A 22,019-nucleotide genomic window follows, 5' to 3' on the forward strand; every position below is an offset into this window, starting at 1 on the left:
CACTGACGTGGACGCTGACCATGACGGGTTCCCGATATGCGTTTTACCGGGATACGCGGCGGGCGATTGTAATGATGCCAATCCAAACATAAACCCCGGCAAAAGGGAAGGGCATTTCGGAGACCCTACATGCAGCGACGGCATGGACAATGACTGTGATAAAAAGGCAGATGCGGTAGACTCTGATTGCGCTCAACCTTCGTGCACTACAAAGACAAGCCCCAATGACGGCGTGCATACGTTTAACCTGTTGAATGGGGACGGGTCAACCAATAAAACATCCTGCAACTGGTGTCACTTTGATGATTCAGGCGTCATTGACCAGAGAAGGTCCTGTCAGAGGTGCCACGCTGACCCTGCGGATACATCCGATCCTTTAAACGGAGTTTTGAAGGCGCAGTATCCGGCAAATCCTCCATATGGATTCGGCACGGCAAAGAATGTAAAGATGCACTCATCGTCCGTAGCCGGGACAAAGTACGGCGGCTGGACAATGGATTGTTTAACCTGCCATAACCCGCATCAGCAGGAGCAGAACGCAAGGTACGGGACTACCTACGGCAAATACATAAAAGAGTATGTCTGCTATACGAATAATGCAACAGGCGGCAACTTCGCTGAGTTAATACAATTCGCTGCAAACTCAGGCGCGGGTTCTTTTGCAGACGGAGCGCCTTACAATGAAAATATCTGCGAGATGTGCCACACACAGACAAACCATCACAGGAATGACGGCTCAGCCCCCGGCGATCTGGATACAGGCAATAACTACGTCGGACATTACGACGGGCAAAAATGTACAGACTGCCACGTGCATTCCGAGGGATTTAAATTTGCGCCCCCGGCGATTGACAACGGCTATGTAGGCTCGTCAGTCTGCGGGGCATGTCATACAGCACAAAAAGCAGACTTCGACAAGTCGGGCCATTCCTACAAATACAGGGCGACCGGCGGCGCTGAGCCGACTGATCCGATCTCTGTGCTTTTTACCAGCAATCCGGGCAATACTATCGCCTCTGTTGCAGCTCTCAATTATGATGCTTCATTGTGCGTTGACGTCAGTCCGGTTGATGGCAAGTGTGATGTCGGTTCTCCGGCCATCGATGCTGACAGCGATGGAAAGCTTGACTGGGCCGCGGTCAACTATATGGTTGGCGGCTATGGCTGGAAGGCAAGATGGGGAATCTTGGACGCCTCCGGCAATGATAAGACCGGTCTCGTGTGGTCAGCCGCTTCCATCGTAGGCGGTTATGGCGCGCAGTATAACGAGTTGGCTGTAGGCCCAAACGATCCGCTCAGCAAGAGAGGTGACTGGTCCACGTACGGCTCAGCGAGCGGCCAGGGCAAGAAATACAACTGTGCAGTTTGCCATAACACAAACGGCACGAACGGCACTGCCGGTGAGTGTTATACGCCGCTTGGCAGCGGCCGGACAGAACCATGGGCCAAGAACCCGTCATTGAGCCCTGCGGCCAATGGCGGCTACTGGAGCGAATGGACATTTGACGGAGTTCAGTGTGAAGCATGTCATGGCCCTGGTGAGACACATGTAACTGCACCATCAGCTTTAAATATCTCCAAGAACACTTCACTTACCTCATGCGGTCAGTGCCATACCAGAAATAAGGCCGACGAGGAATGCTTTGGAATCGAGGTCACCGGCGGCGCGCTTACAGGTGGAACTGCCGACGGGTTCATCAAGCACCATGAGCAGTATAATGAATTGGTCGGATATGAGGAAGCCGGAGCAGGCAAAGGAGTACATGCAGGTCTGTCCTGTGTAACATGCCACGATCCTCATAAACGTGCCCACAAGGTGCCTGACAATGTTGCAACAGCCCTCGGCATCACTGATAATAATTTATCCGCAAAGGAACGCGGCGCGGTAGCTGACTGCGCTGCATGCCACGAGGCACAGAAGTACGCCGCTGGCGGAGCCGTCAGCAGCGCGGCAGTTGCGGCACACAACGCCAAAGGCATAGACTGCATAGACTGCCATATGGCGGAAGCAACAAAGTCAGGGACAGGCATCAAAGGCACATGGGGCAAGAAGGGTGACGACAAAACCCACATTTTCAAGATCAACCCCGATGCTGCAGCAGCAACGGTCGGCATGAGGACCAATGCAAACGGCAAGACGATTGCTGAAAATTATCTTTCCCTTGACTACGTATGCGGCAGATGCCATGACAGCGGAATATTCGAGGGCGGTTACGGATATGCGGCAGGGGCAACACTTCCCGGCGGCATCACAGACAAGGTCTCAGCTTCTTTTGTAGCGAGTAATTACCACAACGTCACAGGTATCGACGGTGGGTACATAGGCTCAAATGCCTGCGCCGGCTGTCATACCTCACATTACAACGACTTTGCGCAGTCAGGACATCCTTACAAATTCAGGGCAACAGCAGGCGCTACGCCGACCGCGTATACAGATCCTCTTTCAGCGCTGCTTTCAGCCAATATGCCGAGCATTTTGGGCACTCCGTCTCTTAATGATGATGCAAGCGTTCCTGATTTCCAGGTCGATCTTAATGGAGACGGAAAACTTGATTGGTCATCGGTGCAGTTTGTAATCGGCGGTTACGGATGGAAGGCAAGATGGGGAATACTGGACACTTCCGGCAATGACAAGACCGGCTTTGTCTGGTCAAGTGCGGGGAAAATGGCACAGTTTAACATGCTTGCCGCTGACCCGGCCCTTGATCCGTTGAACAGGAGGGATGACTGGTCCTCTTATGGCTCCGCCACCGGCCAGTCCAAGAAGTATGAGTGCGCTATCTGCCACAATACAAACGGCATGGTGTTCACAGCCGGGTACAGTTGCTATTCCGATCCGTCTGCGAATACGCGCACACAGCCCTGGGCCTCACTTACCGGGATGGACCCTCTTGTGAACCACGGAGGGTTCAACAGCCAGTGGACTTTTGACGGCGTTCAGTGCGAGGCCTGTCACGGTCCCGCAGCAAGCCATGCGAAGAATCCATCGGCAGTTTTGCCGGTTGTTGCCACCTCCAAAGACGCCTGTGGACGGTGCCATATCAGAGCTGAAAATACATCAGGCGTAAGCGCAGAATGCGGCGGAGATTCAAATCCCGCCATCCTCGCCAACGGCGCAAAGATAACCGGCGACTACATCAACCACCATGAGCAGTATAACGAGCTTGTCGGGCTTAATGACGGCGTGCACAGGGACCTGAATTGTGTAAGCTGCCATAATCCTCATAAGCGTTCACACAAAGTGACGGACGCGATTGCGGCGGCGCTTGGAATTACCGACAACGCCTTTTCGGCGGAGGAAAGGGGCGCTGTTGTCTCTTGTGAAAGCTGCCATCAACCCGGCACACCTGGTGCGGCAGGGGGAGGCGCTGATTTTAAAGTATCAGCTCTCAGTTATCATGTAAGCGCCATCAAGTGCGCTGACTGCCACATGGCGGAAGCTACAAAGTCCGCGACTAACGAATCGCCTGACGGGGCGTGGGGCAGGAAGGGAGATGTGAAGACTCACATCGTCAAAATCGATCCGGCAGCCGTAACTATCACCAGATCAAATGGATTCACGAACGTGGCGACTAACGCCATCTCCGTTAAGTACGCCTGCGGCAAGTGCCATGACTCTTCAATGAGCAGCTACATCGGCATACCGCTTACAGAGGACCAGGCCAAAGCTGCGGCAACGGGCATACACCCGTAGAAGAAAGTAATGAAAATTAGCGGCTGAATGCCGCGACAGAAAAACACAGCAGTGGATATCCGTTAACAGGAATTCACTGCTGTGCTATTTTTTCCGCAAGCAGTCCGCCGGAGGATGCAGGTTACAATGCTTTTGTAATAAAACTCATGAAGGAGCTGACATCCTCAAGCGAATCAAAGACAATGTCCGCGCCGGTCTTCAGCAGTTCTTCTTTTGAATAAGGCCCTGTTGCCACGGCAATGCAGTGCGCCCCGTGGATCTTGGCGCATCTGACGTCCCTCGGCGTATCTCCAACGACAATGCATTCACGCGGAGTAAATTCAAATCCCATTCTGGAAAATTTCTCAATTGCGATGGGCAAAAGCCTGTCCCTGTCTTCATCATCACTGCCGAACGCGCCGTCAGGGAAATATTCATTCAGCCCGAAAGGATGAAGCTTTATCCTCGCCCCTCCTTCGAGATTGCCGGTGAGCAGGCCGAGAGGCATTTCCATCGCTCTCAACAGATCGAGTGTTTCTTTTATCCCGGGTTTTATTTTCTTCATCGGGTTGTTGATCTCGATCTGAAGAAAGCGAAGATACGTTTCCTGCATCCTCTTCACATTGCCGTCCATGGAAAAGCCGTGAGTGCCGAGGCCTTCTTTTATTATCTGAATATCGGTTTTCCCGGCCATCGTTATATTTTTAAAAGCGCCCTCAATATTGAATAGCGCGTGAAACGCCATGTTCAGCGATCTCGTGCCGGCCCCTCCCGCGGTTATCAAAGTCCCGTCGATGTCAAAGAGGACCAGTTTTTTCATTTCGTCATTCATGGTTTTTATTATAAACAATTAACAGGACGAATTTTCAGAAGTACTCCCCTCAGAAATAGTCATAATTGTTTAATACGTGCAGAAAAATTTCTGCAGCAGTTTGTTTTGTCACAAAAAAGTCACCCCAGCGCAATTAAAGCACTTGAAAAAATCTGCCCGTATGCGTTAGAGTACCTGCGCACAAAATATTCCTCTTTCGGGGGTGAGAATGATAGATTACTTGATACCCAAAAAGATCTTCTTCACAAAAGGCGTCGGAATCCACAAGGACAAACTTGCATCCTTTGAGCTTGCCCTCAGGCAGGCGGGTATAGAAAAATGTAATCTTGTCTACGTCTCAAGCATCTTCCCTCCTAACTGCAAGATCATAAGCAAAGATAAAGGCCTGAAGGAGATCAAGCCCGGTCAGATAACTTTCTGCGTAATGGCGCGAAACGAGACGAATGAGGCCAACAGGCTGGTCTCCGCCGCGATAGGACTGGCTGTGCCCTCGGACAGGAAAAATTACGGTTATATATCCGAGCACCATACATTCGGTGAGACCGCGAAGAAATCCGGTGAATACGCCGAAGACCTCGCGGCAACAATGCTTGCAACAACCCTCGGCATTCCATTCGATTCCGACCTGGCGTGGGACGCGAGAAAGCAGGTTTACAAGGCAAGCAGATACATCTTCAAATCCACACACATCTGCCAGTCTACAGAGGGCCACAAGGACGGACTGTGGACTACGGCGATTGCCGCGGCAGTAATGCTTCTGGAAGAGTAATTGAAAAGTTCTGTACCTTACAATTACGGCGGCCTGCCTCCGAAATACTCTTCGTATAAAAATTCAAACATAATCATCCTGCCTGTTCCCTTTGATAAAACCAGTTCATGGATCAAAGGCTCTGACAAAGGCCCGCGCGCGATCATCAACGCCTCCCGTAATATGGAGCTCTATGATATCGAGACCGGCTCCGAGATTTATAAAAAAGGCATCCACACGGCAAAGGCGGTCAATGCCCCAACTGCGCGCGCATTAGCGGACAAGGTCAGGAAAAGGACCGGCGCATTATTAGCGGACAAAAAATTCGTCGTAGTTGTTGGAGGAGAACACTCTGTGTCTTTGGGAACCATTCAGGCCCACGCGGAGGCTTTTAAAAATATCAGCATCCTCCATCTTGACGCCCACTCCGACATGAGGGATTCATACGAAGGCGATAAATTCAGCCACGCCTGCATCATGGCGAGGGCAAAGGAAGTCACAGAGAACATAGTCTCCGTCGGAATAAGGAGCAGCGATTCATCGGAGTTGAAGAATATCAACAGGCAGAACACATTCTACGCGTCAGACATCCGCGGGTCAAAAGACTGGATTAAACAGATTGTGAAAAAGTTGTCTGAAAACGTCTACGTCTCCATTGACCTTGACGTGTTCGACCCTTCAATAATGCCTTCTACAGGCACGCCTGAACCCGGCGGACCGGGCTGGTATGAAGTGCTGGACCTGATGGAGAGCGTTATGAAAAACAAAAACGTCGTGGGCCTCGATGTCGTTGAATTCTGCCCGTCAAAAAACAACCTTGCCCCGGACTTCCTCGCGGCAAAGTTGATTTACAAACTACTGAGTTTTAAGTTCGCTTAAACAGTGTTTGTCCATAAACTCAAACTTTGAACTGTCTGTCATTCCCGTGCCTAAAGCACCTACTGTTGGCAGTCTGTTGAGCGGGAATCCAGTATCTTTAAATAAGTTCTGGATGCCCGATTACTAACTTCGGGCATGACGAAAATAAAAAAAGTCAGTTTATGAAAAAACTCTTATGCCTACTCTTCTTCGACCGGCAGGTTGTTTGCGACCCACTCATCTATCCCGCCTTCGTAGACCTTCACGTTTTTGACGTTAAGTAATTTCAAACCGAGGGCGACTTTTTTTGAGGCGACACAGTCTTTGTGCTTGCAGTAAATTATGATCTCATCATGCGGGATTAATTCTTTTCTTCTGTCTATCACATCAGGATACGGAATAGTCTTTGCGCCTTTTATCCTGAACTTGTTCCCGTCGTACTTGCCTACAGTATCTACGAGAATGAATTTGGCGTTATCATTTATACGCTTCAGGAGCTCTTCCTTGCTGATGCACTCCAAAGACAAAGTAATCTCTTTCAGGTATGACATACCTTTTCCCTCCCTTTAATACATGCCCTTTAAATTCGGAGCAAGTGTGGTGAAAAAACATATTGAGCGATTCCTTTGCTGCTTGCGCCTTATATTAAGAAGATTCCAGACAAGTGGAATGACATGTTGGGGTAGAGTTTCATTTAAAAAAAATCTATCGCATTCAAGATGTTTTTGAACCATGCTTGCTCCGAATTTAATTTCAAATTAAAACTCTATCCCCTTTCGCGCCTTTAAACCGTTGACGGCAGGATGTTTAATCATTCGCATCTCAGTCACGTAGTCGGCAATCTCTATCAATTCTTTCGGCGCCCCTCTGCCGGTAAAGACAAGCTCAAGTCCCCTGGGCTGCTCCTCTGTAAGTTTGTAAATGTCTTCGGTGTCCGCGTACCTGTCTCGAAAAAGGTTATTGAATTCATCCAGAATAATCAGATCGTATTCTCCGCTTTTGATCTGCTCTCCTGTGAAAGCCAGGGCTTCCTGGATATGCCGTTTAAGTTCAGAGCGCTTGACTGTCGGGTCAAAAAGCGGGGTTGTCTGGCCTTTGAATTTTACTACCTTAATACCGCTCTTTTTGGCTATCGCCCTCTCGCCGGCATCCTTTGTCCTGCTCTTGAGAAACTGCAGTATCAGGACTTTTTTGCCATGACCGGCGGCCCTGATGGCAAGACCGAAAGCGGCGGTGGTTTTACCCTTGCCGTCACCGGTATATACATGTATCAAACCTTTGGACATAGTTAAATCAAGTGCTATGGTAACCGCTGTTGAACGCTGTCTATATCAGCCGGATTACACCAGGAATTGGCGACGAAGTATTGTATCCGGCTTTTGATATTTAATTCAAGAAGGCTGGTTGGCCCGGTTAATTAATATATTAGTACCGTTTGCCGACAATTGTGATAAAATACTTACATAAGCATAACTCATTGGCAGAGTAAGCAAAGACAAACACTCATCTATTTATCAATTATATGATTAACGTCATATATCATTTCCTGAAAAAGTCATATCTTGAAAAACAATCTCTAACCGAAAAATACCTTCTATATTTTTATTGATTGACACTAAAAAAAGGAGGCTCTTATGACATCGCGGGAAGCAATCATCAAGGCGCTTGAGGGGGGCAAAGCCGAACGTGTCCCGGTGACCCTCTTCGGCGGAGGGATGTGGAGTATCAAGGAATATAGCACCACCTTTAAGGACTTGTCCCTGGACCCGGAAAAAATGACGGACATGCTGGTTAAAATGTCCGGCAAACTGCTCTGTGACGTTGTTTACGCAGGTTCAGGCTACAACAATTTTCATGCGGCAGCTTTCGGAGGCGGAATAAAATTCAGGGAAGTCGGCGCGCCCGACCTTGAGGCCCACATCATTTCAACAGAAGAAGACCTCCGGAAGATGGATTTATCAAAGTTAGATTCAAATGAAGTGATCAATGCGGTCAAGCAGGCCCTGAGATCAACCAGATCAAAGATCGGCGATGAGTATCTCATAACTATGACTGCATGGGGCCCGTATACCCTCGGCGCGCGGCTGGTAGGAGAAGAAACTATGATGAAGGCCACCTTCAAGAAGCCCGACTTTGTTCACAAGGTTGTGGACTTTGCCACTGACCTGCTGATCCATCTCTATGAACCGGTTGTATCGGACGGGACCCTTGAGTTGATAAGCATTGCTGATCCAACCGCATCCGGTGATCTGATATCGAAAAAACAGTTTGAGAAATTTGCCCTCCCGTATCTGAAGAAATTTACGGACTGGACGCGTTCTAAAAATGTTTATACCCTCGTTCACATCTGCGGCAATACCACTGACAGGCTGGACCTCTTCCCTCTTTCCGGGGCAAGTTGTATAAGCCTCGACCACAAGACGGACATAGCAAAGGCGAAGGAAATTTTGCATGGTAAAATGTGTTTTGCGGGCAATGTGGACCCCGTGAAGATAATGCTTCAGGGTACTGTCCAGGAGGTGGAAGACGCCTGCAAACAGGTGATCCGGACAGCCGGAACGGAAGGCGGTTTTATTCTCATGCCTGGCTGCGATATCCCGCCGACCGTGCCGTATGAAAATATTCAGAAGTTCATCCAGGTCGCAAGGGAATGGAAACTCTAAGGAGAAGGAGGTGAGAGAGAACTTTATTCAGATCGAGGCATCAGGATTAACATACGTAAACCTTAAAAGCCCGGAGAGCTGAACGGGCAGGAGGATGCAACAATGGCAGACAAGAAAATGACTGTCGAGGAAGTAAATGCGTACATGAAGGAAAAGTGCGGCTTTGTGCCCAGGATGTTCCAGATAATTAACACGGTCACCCCCGACCCAGGGAGGACCTTTGCTGATTTTTACGCCAGCATCTTCGGAGACGGGGCGCTGTCGAGGAAGGTCAAGGAACTCATGTTCATGGCCGGAGGCGTCGGCTACTGCTCCCCGAGATGCATAATCCATGTGATCCCCGCGATCAATGCAGGGGCGACCACAGGTGAGATATTCGAGGCAGCTTCCGTAGGAATGATACTCGCTGGTTTTGTGCCCGGCGGGCCCGGTATCCCATACGCTTTTGAATATGCCCTGAAATGTCTCGATATAGAAGCAAAGTACAGAAAGGGAGAGGCGTGGGAGTATTTGCCGCAGCCGAAGTTCGACCACGGCGTATTTTAAGAAAACAGATTCTGTAGGGGCAGGTTTTAAACCTGCCCCTACGGTAGGCACAGGAGCTTTATGTTTGTATTTTCGAGAGAGCAAAAAATATTCAACATCAGCGGCCTGAAAATAGGCGGCCAGCCTGGTGAAAATCCCCCCCTGCTGATAGCCTCCATGTTTCATAACAAGGACCGTCTGCTTAAAGACAGAAAAGGCAGCTTCGACCGCGAAAGGGCAAAAGAACTTATTAAGAAACAGGAAGACCTTTCATCGTCAACAGGGGTCCCTTCAATGGTTGCCATGGTAGCGAACACGCCTGAAGAGGCGCAGGTCTATATAGATTTCTATCTTGAGACAACGAATATGCCTTTTGGAATTGATATGTGGATGGCTGACAAAAGGGCAAAGGCAACTGAATATGTCGCAAAGCTGGGCGTTCAGGACAAATTCCTCTACAACAGCATCACCCCCTGGGACAAGGATATTAAAGGTCAGGTATCAAGATTAAAAGATTTGGGAATTAAAAATGTAGTCGTACAGGCATTTGATGATAAAGACCAGTCACCCGCGGGAAGGCTGAAATCGCTTGAAAACATCCTGTCGCAGGGGGCTGACAGTTTTGATACTGTCATAGTAGATACTTCCGTGATGAATCTTCCGGCCACTTCATTTTCATTGATAGCAAACAAAATTATAAAAGAAAAAACCGGCCTTCCCTGCGGAGGCGCGTATTCAAACGGCACTCACATGTGGCAGGCCGCAAGAGATGCTTGGGGGCTTGATGGCTTCAAGGCAATGGACGCGGTCGCGCAGGGCATGGCATCAGTGCTCTGGAGTGACTTCAACTTTTACGGCCCTATTGTTACCGCGCCGAGGATATTCCCTGCCGTGGCAACCGCCCACGTCCTGCTTTCAACCCTTGTATATGATGAGACAAAAACTTTTCCAGAAAATAATTCCTTGCCAATCAGAAAATATTTTTCCGACTTTATTGAAAAGGTCATTTCCGGGCAGGCGAGGAAATGATGACAGAAAGGAGCATCAATGGCAGCAAATGAGATGAAACCGAGAGAGAGGGTGCTGAAACTGTTCAATGGAGAAAAAGTTGACAGGCCCCCGTGCTTCAGCGGCATGGGGAATGTCACTGTGGAGGGGCTGAAGAAGTCCGGCTATAAATTCGCCGCCCTGCATTCCGACGCAAAGATGTTAGCTGACGCCGCCGCATCCACGTATAAACTGTTCGGGTTTGAATGCGGGGTCGTCCCCTTTGACCTCTGCGTTGAAGCGGAGGCGCTTGGCTGCGAGATAAATGTATACGCGCATCTTGACGATATCGTCTATCCAACGATCAAAAAGAAGCTCATCCATAATGAAGATGAAATGGATATCAAGGTCCCACCGGACCTTGTGAACAGGGGAAGGGTCCCTCTGATGAAAGAGGCGATAGGCCTGATCAAAAAAGACATAGGCAGTGAGGTCGCCATAGGCACATATGTCCTTGGGCCGTTTACTCTTGCCGGACAGATCATGGAGCTGAACGATCTGCTGAAGCTGTCTTTCAAAAAGCCGGACAAGGTCGGGAAATTGCTCGACCTCATGGCCGATGCCGTAATCATGATCGCTAAAGAATATGAGAAGACCGGGATAGATTATATTACCGTAAGAGAGATGGGGGCAACTTCCGACGTGCTGAGCCCGAGAGTGTTTAAAAATCTTATCCTCCCCTACCTCAAAAAAATATTTGCCGGGCTGAGCGTAAACAGCGTGCTCCACATTTGCGGGAAGACAAATGACATCGCCGTCTTTATGGTTGAGTCAGGCGCAAAGGCCATCAGTGTAGACCAGAAAAACGATGTCGCGGAAACGCGGAAAAAGATAGGCGCTGAGGCCCTGCTGTTTGGAAATTATGATCCCTACAATGTCCTCGTGTCAGGGACACCTGAACTGGTCAAGGAAACGATAAGAAAGTGCATTGACAACGGCGTCAGCGCTGTATGGCCCGGATGCGATATATGGCCGACTGTCCAGCCTGAAAATATTAAAGCCATGATGGATGAGGTAAAAAAATAGAGGAGGAAAAATTATGGCCACAGAAGAAAAGAGGAAGGAGATCCTGGAAAAGCTGAAGAATGCCGTGATCCAGTATGACGAAGACACGGCAAAAGAGGGCGCGCAGGAAGCGCTTGATAATGAGCTGGACGCAAACGACGCCATATTCAACGGGCTTGTAAGCGGCATGCAGGAAGTGGGAAAACTGTTTGAGGCCCAGGAGTATTTTGTGCCGGAACTGCTCATGTGCGCAGATGCGCTTTACGCTGGGCTGGACATTTTAAAACCGCACGTGAAAAAGATGGACCTCGGCGTAAAGGGCTCCGTTGTCATCGGCACTGTGGAAGGGGATGTTCATGATATCGGGAAGAACATCGTGAAGATGATGTTTGATGTGGCCGGCTTCAACGTATATGACCTCGGCAGGGACGTCCCACTTGATAAATTCGTGGAAGAACAGATCCGGACGGACTCCGACCTTGTGTGCCTCTCGGCAATGATGACCACAACTATGGTCGGCATGAAAAAAGTAATCGACAATCTGAGGGCGAAAAACCCCAACGTAAAGATCATGATCGGCGGCGCGCCTGTGTCGCAGGACATAGCGGACAAATGGGGCGCGGACGGTTACGCTAAAGACGCGACCAATGCGCTCAAGGACGCGATCAATATGATCAGCTCATTGAAGAAATTGAAAGAGGAAGCGGAAGAGAAGAAACGTTGATCCATGAAGCGCTGAGAAATGAACTCATAAACGCAGGCGCCGATATAGTAGGTTTTTCAGATTTAAAGGGAATACCAAAAGGCGATATCTCGCATCTGCAAAATGGTATTTCAATCGCGGTGATTAAAAATTTAAACCAGGGCACCATCAGCCTGCTGACAAGGCTCCAGAAAAAGGCCGCCATGATCTTAAAAAAGGAAGGCTACAAATATTTCTCCATCCCGCCCGACTCTGACAGGGTAAAAGGCTCGTTCATATCAAAGCTCTATCCCCTCTTTACGCACAAGATCGCCGCGACATCCGCGGGGCTTGGCTGGATAGGCAGGAACGGGCTCCTTATAAATCCCGATCACGGCCCACGCCTCTCTCTTGCAACTGTCCTTACGGATGCCCCGCTTCAGGCAGGCGCGCCGGTTGAATTCAGCCGCTGCGGAGAGTGTACCCTGTGCGTGGATTTTTGCCCGTCCAAGGCGATAACAGGAAGTGACTGGTCAAGGAGCAAGCCCTTTGTCGAGCTTGTCATATTAGATAATTGCCGCTCACATAAAAAGAAGAGCCGGGCGGTAACAGATAAACCCAATTGCGGATTATGCATAAACATATGTCCGTATGGGAGGAAGAATGCTAAAAAACATTAAGGCGTCATTCCCGCAGTTATTAAGCGGGAATCCAGTTTTCAGAAGTACCTGGATCCCGTTTTCACGGGAATGACGAACATAGTGACTTTATAATAGAAAGAGGCTCACGTGAAAAAATACAGGGTCATATTTCAGCCCTCCGGCAGGAGGGGAGAAGTGGAGGAGGGAAAGACCCTCCTTGAATCCGCGCAGCTGCTCGGAGTTGATATCGAAGGGCTTTGCGGCAGCAAGAAGGTCTGCGGCAAGTGCAAGGTCAGGATTGAAGAAGGCTATTTTGAGAAGGACAACATGGAGTCCGGGATGTCCCATCTCTCCGCGATCACCGAGGCTGAAAAGAAACATATAAAACCCGAAGACGGCCCCGGCATCCGGCTCGCCTGCACAGCAGAGATACATGGTGACGTAAAGGTGTTCGTGCCTGAACGCTCAAGGGCCGGCAAGCAGATCGTACGCAAGGCCGCAAAAGAGCTCACCATCATTCTCGATCCCGCGGTGAGGAAATACAATGTAGACCTCGTTCCTCCAAAGCTTCATGACATGACAACAGGTGACTATGAGCGCGTGCTGAAATTCCTCGAAGAGGATTACGGACTGAAAAACCTTTCCTTCGATTATCTTGTGTTGAAAGAGCTTCAGGATGTCCTTAGAAAAGGAGAATGGAAGGCAACTGTAACCGTATGGATGGACAGGGAGATAATAAAAGTGGAGCCGGGCTTCGTGGAAAAATGCTACGGCCTGGCTGTTGACGTCGGGACAACAACGTGCGTCGGGTATCTGACCGATCTGGATACAGGCAAAGTTGTAAACACGGAATCAATGATGAACCCGCAAGTGCCGTACGGCGAAGACGTCATGTCACGCATCACTTACGCAATGACAAATCCCTCAGGACTTGAGACCATGCAGAGGGCGATCATCGAGGGCTTGAATGAAATTATTGCCGGGGCAATTTCCGAAATTGTAAAAGACGGCCCGAATCCCGGCTATGTTATTGATGACATTACCATCGTCTTCAACACGGCAATGCATCATATCCTCCTCGGTTTCAATCCCGAATACATCGGACGCTCGCCTTTTATTCCCGCGGTACAGACTTCGCTGAACATCAAGGCGCGCGACATAGGATTGAAGATAAATCCCGCGGCGTATGTTCACGTACTGCCAATCGAAGCTGGATTTGTCGGCGCGGACAACGTCGGCGTTCTTATAGCTGAAGAACCGTACAACCAGGACGAGAACGTACTCATCATTGATATCGGGACAAACGGGGAACTGCTCCTCGGCAACCGCAGCAAGGTCTGTTCAACCTCCTGCGCGACAGGCCCTGCGTTTGAAGGAGCGCAGATAAAATTCGGGATGCGCGCCGCACCCGGGGCCATTGAAACCGTCAGGATAGACCCCGTTACAAAAGAGCCTATGTATAAAGTCATCGGCAAGGCGGACTGGCATACACACCTTGAGAAAGTAAACGCAAAGGGCTTGTGCGGCTCAGGGATAATCGAGGTCGTTGCCGAGATGTTTAAGGCAGGCATCATAGACAAGTCAGGACGCTTTGTCCCAAACCTCGATACTACGCGCGTGAGAAAGGACATTGACGGCAAGCCTGAATATGTCCTTGCTTGGGCCGAAGAGACATCTATCGGTACAGATATTACCATTACACAGGGGGACGTCAGGGCCTTGCAGCTCGCAAAAGGGGCTCTCTACGCCGGAGCGAAATTACTGATGAAGCGTCTGGGCATTAACAAACTCGACAGGGTCATCCTTGCGGGCGCATTCGGCAGTCATATTGACAAAGAATCGTCAATGACACTTGGAATGTTCCCTGACTGCCCGATAGACATGGTCTACGCAGTCGGCAATGCCGCGGGTGACGGCGCGAGGATGGCGCTCATTAATAAAGGAAAACGCATTGAAGCAAATGAAAGGGCGCGGTGGGTCGAGTTCATCGAGATCGCTACCGACCCGACATTCGAGAAGGAGTTCATGCAGGCCATGCACATTCCGCACATGAAAGACCCCTTCCCGAATTTAAAGGAGCTGCTTAAAAAATCGGGAAGCGCTGTGGAGATAAAAGGGTGACAAAGGTTATGGTTAACTCAGGCATATGCGGATTTGCCGTTACCATTACTGTTGAAAAGGGAAAAGATAAAAAGCTCAGCATTTCACTCGACACTGAATGCGAAATGGTGAACAAGATGCGTGAAGACATTTCACTTCTCGACGTGCGGTCAGCCCTGGCACGGCATCAGAACAATCCGGTATTACTGTCAGCGGCAAAACATTTACAGCATGTCGCGTGTCCCGTGGCAAGCGCAATTTTAAAGGCAATAGAGGTCGAGGCAGGAGCGGCCCTGCCAAGGGATGTCAGTATTGTGTTTGTAAAAGATTAAGAAGCATAGATATTTCCAAGTTATGAGAGAATATTCAGGAACAGTGTTGCTGGTCATTGCTTACCTGTGTTATGCAATTTTTTTATGGAGAATGATATGGCGTATCTTTCTTTTGCTAAATGTCCCCAAAGACCACGGAGAACTTCTTTCCCCCCCGGGAATCACAATGATGACGATGCTGAAAGCTATAAGAGACATTCTGTTTTTAACCAGACTTTTTCGTGTTAATAAGTTGTTATGGATCGGGGAGTGGCTCTTTCACTGGTCTTTTCTGTTTGTATTGCTGAGGCACTTGAGATATTTTTTTTACCCCGTTCCCGGCTGGGTATTGAGCCTTCAGTCTGTCGGGATATTTGCTGGATATATCCTTCACCTGTCACTTATTTATATCTTAATAGCAAAGCTCAAGATAGAAAAAAGGGGATACTTCTCTACATATAATTTTTTTCTTCTCATACTCCTGATAACGATCAGCCTGACCGGCATATTGATGAAAAATGTTATACGGCCTGACATCGTCGAGATCAAGTATTTCATGCTCAACATGTTAATGTTCGAACCCGTATCAATACCGGCAAGCATGTTGTTCAATATACACTTCAACACTACGTTAGTATTCCTGGTCTCCCTGCCTACCCACATCTTTGCCGCGCCTTATACATTATTGCAGGCACGTAAACGTGAGGACAGGTTTGACTTCGTGATCCATGAAAAATAAGGATTCATTTATAAGGTCCCTGTCGCAGAAACAGCTCATTGAGCTGGACGCCTGCACGCAGTGCGGTGAATGCCTCAAGTTTTGTCCTGTTCAGGACGTGACAGGTAACCCGAGCATTTCACCGCCTGAGAAGATACGCATGTTCAGGGAATTTATAAAGGCTTCCGGCGGCCTCAAGGCAATGCTGTTTGGCGGCAGGGAAATCGACCGCAAGCTGCTTGAGGATTTCACCAAGGCAGTGTATGAATGCACGACCTGCGGGGCCTGCGGTCGAAGCTGTACAGCAGGAATATTTACGGAAAGGCTCTGGCCCATGCTGAGAAAAGAAATGGTAAGGCACGGCCTTGGGCCGATGGGGCCGCAGGCAAAAATGCCCGGCTCGATTGAACGCACGGGCAATCCATATGAAAAGCCGCCTGAGCAGAGATTCAGCCCGTGGTTTCCTGAGGGAGTAAAGATCGCGGAGAAAGCGGACATAGCTTATTACGCCGGATGCACCGGCGCGTATGAGGCTCAGCCGATGGTAAGGGGCGATGTGCTGGTGCTGTCTGCCATTGGAGAAAAATTTACGATGCTGTCTGCGGAGGAAGAGGTGTGCTGCGGATTTCCGTTATTCATAACAGGCCAGCACGATATGCTGAGGGATTTGGTCAGCAGGCTTGTTAACGCGTATAAGGCAAAAGGGGTCAAGACCCTTTTGTGTTCATGTCCCTGCTGCGTAAATATTATGGTAAAGGACTGGCCGCTGTTCTATGGAAAGGAGCTGCCATTTAAGATAAGGCACATCAGCCAGTTTGTCGAGGCTGCGATAAAAAAAGGCAAGCTGAAATTCAGGCAGGGACTGAAGGAGAGAATAATCTATCATGACCCGTGCTACTTAAGCAGGGGAGTTGGAATAATAGCGGAGCCGAGATTTATTCTTTCACAGATACCGGAGATACAGCTCCTGGAATTTGACAGGCACGGCCTTGACTCTCGGTGCTGCGGCGCAGGCGGGGCCGCGCGAAAGGTCTTTCACGAAAACGCCATCGCGATGGGAAGATTAACAATAGACGAAGCGGTAGAGAAAAAAGCTGATAAACTTGTATTAAGCTGCCCGGCATGTTATGAAAAAGTTAATGAAGCCTTGCTGGGATATGACAAGCAGATAAAGATCGTGGACATCATGGAGCTGGTTTCGGGATTGATATCGTAGGGGCGGGTTTTAAACCCACCCTGCAAATACACATAAACCTATGAGCCACTACGTTATAAAATGCAGGAAATGCGGAACGGTCCTCAAGGAAGCCCACTGCGCCTTTTGCGAGCACTGCAAGGACGCGCTTCTCATGACCGATTACAAGGAGACTGCCTTTACAGAAAGAGGACCAAATGAGATATGGAGATTTAACTGGCTTCCAATCCATGATCATGGATTTCATCAGCCCGGGCCCGTGATCTTTAGGTCAAAAGGGCTGTCTGAAAAACTCGGACTTGAAAATCTCTTCATCGCGTTTAACGGGTACTGGCCTGAGATCGGGGCGCAAATCACAACCTGCACGTTCAAGGAATTTGAAGCAGCGGTGGTGCTTGAGAACGCGCGCTCAAACGGCATCACAGGAATGGTTGTGGCATCCGCTGGAAATACAGCGAGGGCCTTTGCCCACCTGTCAACCGTGTCAGGGTTCCCTGTGATAATAGTGGTCCCGGGCATGTGTCTTTTTGAGATGTGGTATCTTGAGGCTTCATTAAAAATTCCGACCCTTGTGCTTGAAGACGGCGACTATTCAGACGCAATCGATCTGGCAAAGAGAATCGCCCTGACGCACGGTTTTCCTTTTGAGGGCGGGGTGAAGAACATAGCAAAGAGGGACGGCCTCGGCATTGTCCTGCTTGAGGCGGTTTCAAAAATAGGAAGACTGCCTGACCGTTATTTCCAGGCTGTAGGAAGCGGCACCGGCGCGATTGCTGTATGGGAGATGGCTGAGAGGTTCCTTCGTGACGGAAGGTTTGGTTCAAAGCTTCCGGTAATGCACCTTGCGCAGAACCTTCCCTTTGCGCCGATGGTAAAGGCCTGGGAGAAAAACAGCAGGGAACTTTTCCCCGAGGATTTGAACCCGGAGTTAATAGGGAAGATAACAACGCGGGTACTTTCAACCCGCTACCCCGCGTACTCTGTGCTGGGCGGGGTTTTTGATGCGCTCAGTGAAACCGGAGGGAAAATGTATGGCATTGAGAATGACGATGTCTACGCGGCCCTTGAGTTATTTGAGAAAGCAGAGGGAATAGACATTGTGCCTGCCGCAGGCGTGGCTGTTGCCGCACTCTGTAACGCGGTCGAAAACGGCCATGTGGATAGAAAGGACACTGTCCTGTTAAATATCACCGGCGGCGGTGAGAAGAGGTTGAAACAGGACATGAAGACATACAAAGTTGAACCCGTGTTTGTATCGAAAAAAATCCCGGATGAAGAAATAGAGGACCTCCTGTGCAATCGCCTGAAATTGAGCTGACATCTATTCTCAAAAAAAACAAAGTGGCCTTTGTTTGCACCCTTCCCTGTGAAAAGATCAGAGGGCTCCTTCAAAGGGTAGCTGAAGAATTTTCTCATGTCCCGTTGACGAGAGAAGAGGAAGGTGTCGGCATCAGCGCGGGCATTGCGCTTGCCGGAAAGAGGCCCGCGATGTTCGTCCAGAGTTCCGGCGTCGGCAATATGATTAATGCCCTGCTTTCCCTGACCGGATTCTATGAACTGCCTCTCGCCGTCTTCGTGAGCCGGCGGGGGATCTACAAAGAGAAGATAGCCGCGCAAATGCCAATGGGGCAGCGTCTTCCGGGGATATTAAAAGGCGCGGGCATCCCGTATTCGATTATCAGTTCAATAGAAGATTTCACTCTGGTGGAAAAGAATCTTGCCGGTGTATACAAACATGGCATGATACACGCGTTTCTTCTGAGCCCTGCTATATTCGAGGGCGTCTGTGACTCGGGGGCAATAACATTGCCGTCATGTCCTGTTTCCAAAAAGATTGAGGACTGTCAGCCAAAAAGGATGAAGCCGCAGTTTACCCGTTTTGAAATTCTGAAAATAATAGCGCCATACCTCGATGGCAAAGTCGTTGTCTGCAATCTTGGTTTCCCCTCCAAAGAACTTTTCCATATCAGGAATCAGCCATCAAACTTCTACATGCTCGGCAGCATGGGCATGGCTGCGCCGATCGGCCTCGGCATCAGCCTAACATCCGACAAAGAGGTCATTGTTATAGACGGCGACGGCAGCATCCTCATGAACCCCGGCACTCTCGCAACAACAGCGCACTTTGCCCCGGCTAATTTGACGATCCTGGCAATCGACAACAGTTCCTACGGCTCAACAGGCGACCAGCCCACACTGACCGGCTCATGCGTAGACCTCGGACTCGTCGCAAAAGGTTTCGGTTTTCAGAACGTGATCAAAACCGCAAGCCGGAAACAATTGATCGATGCCATGAAGCAGCCTCACACAGGACTGCGCTTTATCCACGCATTGGCAATTCCAGGAAATAAAGACGTGCCGACGATTACTCTTCACCATCTTGAGATCAAAAAACAGGTGATGGAGTTTTTGAAATCGTAGACAATTGAAACAGCTATTATCTTTCAACAACATCGTTTACTGTCAGAAATAATCCTTCCGTTTTTATATCGGTTGAAATATAATCATATACCTCTCTGAATTATAGAGAGGGCTTATGGCTCTTAGAAAACAGGATAGATAACCTAAAGAAACTTGGCGAGGGCAGGATTAAACATGTCGCATTTATATAACACCAGCTTCAAAAATAGCGTGCTTGTACGATCCGCGAATTGCTGAACAGCATTAGGGGGAAGCTGTAATTATGACCATTCCAGTTTTAAACGCATCTTCACTTCAACGGGTTCTGCCATCCGGCAGGACTAAGCCCTGTATTTTTTTCTGCGAAGATGAAAGCGGTGATAGCAACGGCGAATATGTTGTTAAGCTCAAAGCAGGAATGGAAAATGGGGTGAACGGTCTTGCGGCTGAACTGATTGCATCTCAACTGGCAGCTTTCCTTGATATCCCCACTCCAGAACCTGCTATAATTGAAATAGACCCGTTGCTGGCAGAGGTTATTTCTGATCCTGCTCTCTCACGGAAAATCAAAGGAAGCTCCGGACCGAATTTCGGCAGCAGGGTGATAACCGGCGGTTTTGAAACATGGCCTGTAGGCAAAGCAATACCTTCAAGTTTGCGAACATTAGCGGCAGAGATATTCGCCTTTGATGCACTGATACAAAACCCTGATAGAAAGGTTAAAAAGCCGAACATCCTTTGGAAAGGTGACGATTTATATATCATAGACCATGAAATGAGTCTGATGTTTATATATGAAATATTGCCGATGCCAACTCCGTGGCAGATAACAAATTTGAACTTTATCAAAGATCACTTGTTTTACGAGAATCTGAAGGGGCAGGCAGTGAATCTCGACCGATTTGCCGGGGCACTTGAACTGTTGACTGATAATGCCATGGAAACAATTCTTACAAATGTGCCAGAGGATTGGCGAAGCAACAACATATCAAAAATTACAACCCATATCAACGAGATTATGCATCATAGAAATAGTTTCATCGACGAAATAAGGAGGGCGTTACAATGAAGATACCTTATAGTTTCTCAATCCTGAGATATATTCACGATATCGTATCAGGTGAGTTCATCAACGTTGGCGTTGTGCTATATGCTCCTAAGGCGAGATTTCTTAGCACTGTCTGCACGTCAAGATACGGCCGCATTTCAAAAATGTTTTCAAATATAAACGGCGACCACTTCCGACAGGTCTCAAGATACATTCAGGCAAGGCTTGAGGAAGAAGGTGAGCGTTTGCTTACTGAACTCCCATTTGAGAAAATGCCGGTTAGTGTGAAAGATTTTACTCCAAAGGTGTTGCCTATAGATGACAGTTCGCTGCAATTCTCCCCAGAAGGATATGGATTGACGGACAACCTGCAGGAAACTCTTGAACAGATTTATAACCGTTACGTAGAAAAGTATTATGAAAAAACAGAACGACAAAGCAGAAGCGATGAAGATGTATGGAAGATTTATAAGAGGCCTCTCGAGGAAAAACACGTCATTGCCAGCCTCAGACCTCACCAGATTATTGGTAACAACTATGATTATGAATTTAAATACTGCTGGAAAAATGAGCGCTGGCATATTCACGAGCCGGTCTCTTTCGATTTATTAGAAGCTACTTCTATCACCGACAAAGCAAATACATGGGTAGGACGAATCACGAGCCTGATTGATGGCGGAGAGCTTTTTAAGTTAAATGTTTTGATAGGGTCTCCGCAGGATGAGAAGTTAAAAGCAGCCTTTATTAAGGCACAAAATATATTAAACAGAATGCCATGCGACCATGAATTTATACGAGAAGAAGAGGCAGAGGATTTCGCAGAAAGCCTTAAAAAGGAAATTGAGACGCACAAAGCATAACGATTCGCAGAGCAATCCTACTGACAGATATATGCAATCCCAACAGGGAAGAACCCCTACAAATTCCCTGTCTTCCTATACTCCTCGACGTAGCGTTTAAGCGCCCGGAAGAAAAGCCAGTCGAGAGAGAGATTATTATCGGCTGAGATGTTGATTAACTGGTCGATGATCTCTTTATCAATGGCAGGCTTATCAGATGAGGAGGCATCAGGGATTTTTTCTTCCTGAACAGTATCTACTGAATTGCCGGTCCTCTTTTTATACTCTCTTGCAAGCAGCTCCATGAGCGAGCTGACATCGCCGGACTGAACACTTTTGACAACATCTTCAGGCGGAGCACCAGGGACATTTGATTGTTCATCTGAGGCGGCATCAGTTTTATCTGAAGGTTCAGCATTAATGTTTTCAGACGGGACAGGAGGGATTGCAGGAGCCATCATGCCGGTCATGCCCATCATCATCTCTGCCAATTTTCTGGCATGTTCATTGTCGGGCATTTCTCTCTTCAGAAACTCATCAAACTTTCCCTGAGCCATAGCCACGGCCAATTGATCGGCCATCAGTGGCTCCCTGTTTTCATTGTCCTCAAAAGACCTCTTTCTTCCAAAGGGTGTTGACGGCGGTTTTGGCAGGGGCTTTTCTTTCTTTGACATGATATTAATTTACCATAACAGTGTCTCCCCATCAAACCTTAATAGTTTATGGAAAAAATC

21 protein-coding genes are annotated in these 22,019 nt (G+C 48.7%); 17 read left to right on the plus strand and 4 right to left on the minus strand.

Going from position 1 to position 22,019, the window contains the following annotated elements; genetic code table 11:
• On the plus strand, positions 1 to 3,694 hold a 3,694-nt coding region (locus HZB61_10950; protein MBI5057120.1), incomplete at its 5' end, for a hypothetical protein.
• 121 nt (positions 3,695 to 3,815) lie between these two features.
• Here HZB61_10950 and HZB61_10955 read toward each other — a convergent pair.
• Complete coding sequence (locus HZB61_10955; protein MBI5057121.1) at positions 3,816 to 4,493, minus strand: HAD hydrolase-like protein; 678 nt, start codon at positions 4,491 to 4,493, stop codon at positions 3,816 to 3,818.
• 220 nt (positions 4,494 to 4,713) lie between these two features.
• Here HZB61_10955 and HZB61_10960 point away from each other — a divergent pair, with 220 nt between their 5' ends.
• Both HZB61_10960 and speB read left to right on the plus strand, forming a co-directional pair.
• Positions 4,714 to 5,274, plus strand: coding sequence for an arginine decarboxylase, pyruvoyl-dependent (locus tag HZB61_10960; protein ID MBI5057122.1), 561 nt, complete (start codon positions 4,714 to 4,716; stop codon positions 5,272 to 5,274).
• Complete coding sequence (gene speB / locus HZB61_10965) at positions 5,275 to 6,132, plus strand: agmatinase (GenBank protein MBI5057123.1); 858 nt, start codon at positions 5,275 to 5,277, stop codon at positions 6,130 to 6,132.
• Positions 6,133 to 6,311: 179 nt separating this feature from the next.
• Here speB and HZB61_10970 read toward each other — a convergent pair whose 3' ends face one another.
• Both HZB61_10970 and HZB61_10975 read right to left on the minus strand, forming a co-directional pair.
• Positions 6,312 to 6,662 (minus strand): rhodanese-like domain-containing protein, encoded by a 351-nt coding sequence (locus HZB61_10970; protein ID MBI5057124.1) that lies wholly within the window; start codon positions 6,660 to 6,662, stop codon positions 6,312 to 6,314.
• A 207-nt stretch (positions 6,663 to 6,869) separates the two neighbouring features.
• Positions 6,870 to 7,397: a cob(I)yrinic acid a,c-diamide adenosyltransferase gene (locus tag HZB61_10975; GenBank protein ID MBI5057125.1), complete on the minus strand. Its 528-nt coding sequence runs from the start codon at positions 7,395 to 7,397 to the stop codon at positions 6,870 to 6,872.
• 348 nt (positions 7,398 to 7,745) lie between these two features.
• Here HZB61_10975 and HZB61_10980 point away from each other — a divergent pair, with 348 nt between their 5' ends.
• From HZB61_10980 to HZB61_11045, 14 genes are all read left to right on the plus strand, one after another.
• Entirely contained in the window at positions 7,746 to 8,774 is a 1,029-nt protein-coding gene (locus HZB61_10980; protein ID MBI5057126.1) for a uroporphyrinogen decarboxylase family protein, read from the plus strand.
• A gap of 102 nt (positions 8,775 to 8,876) precedes the next feature.
• Complete coding sequence (locus HZB61_10985; GenBank protein MBI5057127.1) at positions 8,877 to 9,320, plus strand: carboxymuconolactone decarboxylase family protein; 444 nt, start codon at positions 8,877 to 8,879, stop codon at positions 9,318 to 9,320.
• A gap of 60 nt (positions 9,321 to 9,380) precedes the next feature.
• Positions 9,381 to 10,328 (plus strand): tetrahydromethanopterin S-methyltransferase subunit H, encoded by a 948-nt coding sequence (locus tag HZB61_10990; protein ID MBI5057128.1) that lies wholly within the window; start codon positions 9,381 to 9,383, stop codon positions 10,326 to 10,328.
• A gap of 33 nt (positions 10,329 to 10,361) precedes the next feature.
• The gene (locus tag HZB61_10995) at positions 10,362 to 11,372 is read left to right on the plus strand and encodes an MtaA/CmuA family methyltransferase (GenBank protein MBI5057129.1); all 1,011 of its coding nucleotides are present in this window, start codon (positions 10,362 to 10,364) and stop codon (positions 11,370 to 11,372) included.
• A 13-nt stretch (positions 11,373 to 11,385) separates the two neighbouring features.
• On the plus strand, positions 11,386 to 12,075 hold the full coding sequence (locus tag HZB61_11000; protein ID MBI5057130.1) for a corrinoid protein: 690 nt from the start codon (positions 11,386 to 11,388) through the stop codon (positions 12,073 to 12,075).
• On the plus strand, positions 12,072 to 12,713 hold the full coding sequence (locus HZB61_11005) for an epoxyqueuosine reductase (GenBank protein MBI5057131.1): 642 nt from the start codon (positions 12,072 to 12,074) through the stop codon (positions 12,711 to 12,713). The genes HZB61_11000 and HZB61_11005 overlap by 4 nt, the downstream gene beginning before the upstream one ends.
• Before the next feature lie 108 nt (positions 12,714 to 12,821).
• On the plus strand, positions 12,822 to 14,795 hold the full coding sequence (locus HZB61_11010) for a DUF4445 domain-containing protein (GenBank protein MBI5057132.1): 1,974 nt from the start codon (positions 12,822 to 12,824) through the stop codon (positions 14,793 to 14,795).
• Positions 14,792 to 15,106, plus strand: a complete 315-nt coding sequence (locus HZB61_11015; GenBank protein ID MBI5057133.1) for a hypothetical protein — start codon at positions 14,792 to 14,794, stop codon at positions 15,104 to 15,106. The genes HZB61_11010 and HZB61_11015 overlap by 4 nt, the downstream gene beginning before the upstream one ends.
• 22 nt (positions 15,107 to 15,128) lie before the next feature.
• Positions 15,129 to 15,824, plus strand: a complete 696-nt coding sequence (locus tag HZB61_11020) for a hypothetical protein (protein MBI5057134.1) — start codon at positions 15,129 to 15,131, stop codon at positions 15,822 to 15,824.
• On the plus strand, positions 15,814 to 17,019 hold the full coding sequence (locus HZB61_11025) for a (Fe-S)-binding protein (protein ID MBI5057135.1): 1,206 nt from the start codon (positions 15,814 to 15,816) through the stop codon (positions 17,017 to 17,019). The genes HZB61_11020 and HZB61_11025 overlap by 11 nt, the downstream gene beginning before the upstream one ends.
• A gap of 40 nt (positions 17,020 to 17,059) precedes the next feature.
• Entirely contained in the window at positions 17,060 to 18,316 is a 1,257-nt protein-coding gene (locus HZB61_11030) for a cysteate synthase (protein MBI5057136.1), read from the plus strand.
• On the plus strand, positions 18,292 to 19,419 hold the full coding sequence (gene comE / locus HZB61_11035) for a sulfopyruvate decarboxylase subunit beta (protein ID MBI5057137.1): 1,128 nt from the start codon (positions 18,292 to 18,294) through the stop codon (positions 19,417 to 19,419). The genes HZB61_11030 and comE overlap by 25 nt, the downstream gene beginning before the upstream one ends.
• A gap of 262 nt (positions 19,420 to 19,681) precedes the next feature.
• The gene (locus tag HZB61_11040) at positions 19,682 to 20,467 is read left to right on the plus strand and encodes a hypothetical protein (protein ID MBI5057138.1); all 786 of its coding nucleotides are present in this window, start codon (positions 19,682 to 19,684) and stop codon (positions 20,465 to 20,467) included.
• Positions 20,464 to 21,306 (plus strand): DUF3037 domain-containing protein, encoded by an 843-nt coding sequence (locus HZB61_11045; protein MBI5057139.1) that lies wholly within the window; start codon positions 20,464 to 20,466, stop codon positions 21,304 to 21,306. The genes HZB61_11040 and HZB61_11045 overlap by 4 nt, the downstream gene beginning before the upstream one ends.
• 56 nt (positions 21,307 to 21,362) lie before the next feature.
• Here the strand turns inward: HZB61_11045 and HZB61_11050 are convergent, their stop codons facing one another.
• The gene (locus HZB61_11050) at positions 21,363 to 21,959 is read right to left on the minus strand and encodes a hypothetical protein (GenBank protein MBI5057140.1); all 597 of its coding nucleotides are present in this window, start codon (positions 21,957 to 21,959) and stop codon (positions 21,363 to 21,365) included.
• Between the last annotated feature and the right edge of the window lie 60 nt (positions 21,960 to 22,019).

It is taken from the genome of Nitrospirota bacterium (assembly GCA_016214845.1).
GTDB lineage: Bacteria > Nitrospirota > Thermodesulfovibrionia > UBA6902 > UBA6902 > SURF-23.